The following is a 2,729-nucleotide window of genomic DNA, read 5'->3' as shown; positions in this document are numbered from 1 at the left end:
CAGGCGCGGTCTGATGCTCCGGCGGCGCGGCGCTGCCGGCCGGCGGCGGGTACGTCACGTGACCTCCCCCTGGGTCGCTGGCTGTTCGCCCGGTTGCGTGGGCGGGTCCAGTCCACCCCGGGCACGTCGGCAAGTATGGCGGCCCGTACAGGCCGTCACACCGCGATTCCCGGGATCTTGTTCGGATCGGTACCGTAGCGCGCCACGCGGTCGGCGTCAGGCTCCCATCCTGCCCTTCTTCACGCGCAGAGCATCCGTTCGGTTCCTGTTCCGACCGGCTCGCGCGCCCCGGGGGGAGGGGCGGGGCGCGGGGTGTTCCGCGGGCACGGCGGCGGGTGTGAGAGTGGGCATGACAGCGGCTGCGGCCGGCGGTCCGGCTCCGGGCATAACAAAGGCCCGGTTCTAGGCAGAGATGCCGTCGATCCGGGCCAGGGCCTCGTCCGCGCCGTATGGCTGCAAGTAGGGCAACCAGCGCGGATCCCTATGCCCTGTCCCGATGATCCGCCAGGCCAGTCCGGACGGCGGCGCGGGCTGGTGCCGCAACCGCCAGCCCAGCTCGTGGATGGGCCGGTCGGCCTTCACGTGGTTGCAGCGGCGGCAGGCCGCCACCACGTTGTCCCAGCGGTGCTGGCCGCCGCGGCTGCGCGGGATCACGTGGTCGACGCTCGTGGCCACCGCGCCGCAGTACGCGCAGCGGCCCCCGTCGCGGGCGAAGAGCGCCCGGCGTGTGAGCGGAACGGGCCCCCTGACGGGGACCCGTACGAACCTCTGCAGCCGCACGACGCTTGGCGCCGCTATCACCCGCGTGGCGCTGTGGAGGAAGGCACCGGATTCCTCCAGGCTCACCGCCTTGCCGTTCAGCACCAGCACGAGAGCGCGGCGCAGCGGCACGACGCCGAGCGGCTCGTATGAAGCGTTGAGGACGAGGACGTGCGGCACGGTGCCTCCTTGTACGCCGGCGGCGCGTGGCTTGCGCCGGGACGATCTGGCCAACAGTGTGTCCTGCACTCCCGCCTCCGCGCCACCCACGATCAGGTAAACGGGCCAACCGCCCGGCAAGGTTCCACGGCCGCACCCGTGATGTTGATCCCCCCTTCGGCGCCGCCCTACGCCTGCCCGCGCGGGGCGGTGACCGGACCGCAACACGGGGCCCGCCGGGCCGCCCCGGGCGGCCCGCCCGGCCGCCGCGGTGGCGGTAAAGCGAGGGCAAAGGGGCAGGCCGGGGCGGCGGGTAGGGTGAGGTCGTCCACACCTGAACGGAAGGTTCCACGCCGTGTTCGCCACTGCCCGCCCGGCTGCCGAGAGCCCCTCCCCGACGCCGCTTGAGGACTCCCGCAAGAGCGCGGAGGAGACGGCCGGGTGGATCCAGGAGAACTGGGCGTCCTGGCTGGGCGTGGGCCTGCGGATCCTGCTCGTCGTGGTGATCGCGTACGTGCTGCGCCGCGTCGTCCAGCGTATGATCACCAAGCTGATAACGCGGATGACGCGCACCGCCGACGCCGTGGACGGCACCGCCCTCGGCGGGCTCCTCGTCAACCACGAGAGACGCAGACAGCGGTCCGAAGCCCTCGGTTCGATCCTGCGCAGCAGCGCCTCCTTCGTGATTCTCGGCACAGCCGCCCTGACCGTCCTGTCCGCGCTCAAGATCGACCTGGCGCCGCTGCTGGCCAGCGCCGGCGTCGCGGGCGTCGCGCTCGGCTTCGGCGCCCGCAACCTGGTGATGGACTTCCTCTCCGGCGTCTTCATGCTCATCGAGGACCAGTACGGGGTCGGGGACACCATCGACGTCGGCGAGGTCACCGGCGAGGTGATCGAGGTCGGGCTGCGGGTGACCAAGCTGCGCGGCGACAACGGGGCGATCTGGTACATGCGCAACGGCGAGGTCAAGCGGATCGGCAACCTCAGCCAGGGCTGGGCCACGGCCGTCGTCGACGTGCCCGTGGCGGCGGGCGAGGACCTGGACCGGGTGCGCGACGTGATCGTCGCCGCCGGCGAGGAGTTCGGCAGGACCGAGCCGTGGAGCGAGCAGTTGTGGGGCGAGGTCGACGTGCTCGGCCTCACGGCCGTCTCGCAGGGCACGGCAATCCTTCAGGTCCAGGTCAGGACGATGCCCGGGAAGTCCATCGGGGTCGAGCGCGAGCTGCGCTGGCGGATCCGGGAGGCGCTGCTCGCGGCCGGGGTCGTGATGTCGGACGTGCCGCCGGGCGCGATGGTGGCGCCCCGGGCGGAGCAGGTGGCGGTGCCGCAGCAGGCGGCGCCCTCGGGCGGCGGTGGCGGGGAGTAGCCCAGGGCCGCCGCGGGCGGCCCGTTCGCGTTTCGTCCGTCCTCTTGACGCGCTTCTTCGGCGGCACTAGTTTCGCCGCACTCCGATAGGAAAGTTTCCTAACCATTCGGGGTGAACGGTGAGAGGTGACGCCCATGGCCGGGGGCCCGGGGACGCTGCGCGCGATGAACGACCGCGCCGCGCTGGAACTGCTGCTCGACCACGGCACGCTCTCGCGCACCAGGCTCGGCAAGCTCACCGGCCTGTCCAAGCCGACCGCCTCGCAGCTGCTGGCCCGGCTGGAGGCGGCCGGCCTGGTCATCGCCACCGGCACCAGCGAGGGCAGCCCGGGACCCAACGCCCAGCTCTACGCCCTCAACCCCGCCGTCGCCCACGTCGTCGGGCTCGACGTCTCCGCCGCCCGGATCCGCGCGGCCGTCGCCGACGTCACCGGCCGCACGGTCGG

3 protein-coding genes are annotated in these 2,729 nt (G+C 72.7%); 2 read left to right on the top strand and 1 reads right to left on the bottom strand.

Translation table 11 applies throughout. The annotated features are described in order from the left end of the window. Positions 1-402 precede the first annotated feature (402 nt). Positions 403-939, bottom strand: a complete 537-nt coding sequence (locus H5J30_RS26030) for an HNH endonuclease (protein ID WP_018834226.1) — start codon at positions 937-939, stop codon at positions 403-405. A gap of 334 nt (positions 940-1,273) precedes the next feature. On the opposite strand from H5J30_RS26030, the gene H5J30_RS26025 reads away from it, so the two are divergent. Together H5J30_RS26025 and H5J30_RS26020 are read left to right on the top strand one after the other, a co-directional pair. After that, positions 1,274-2,284: a mechanosensitive ion channel family protein gene (locus H5J30_RS26025; protein ID WP_181789783.1), complete on the top strand. Its 1,011-nt coding sequence runs from the start codon at positions 1,274-1,276 to the stop codon at positions 2,282-2,284. Positions 2,285-2,418: 134 nt separating this feature from the next. Beyond that, a partial coding sequence (locus H5J30_RS26020) for a helix-turn-helix transcriptional regulator (RefSeq protein ID WP_181789782.1) occupies positions 2,419-2,729 on the top strand: 311 nt, incomplete at its 3' end.

It is taken from the genome of Streptomyces phytophilus (assembly GCF_013870535.1).
Taxonomy (GTDB): Bacteria; Actinomycetota; Actinomycetes; order Streptomycetales; family Streptomycetaceae; genus Streptomyces; species Streptomyces phytophilus.
This window is presented reverse-complemented; position numbering and strand designations above follow the sequence as displayed.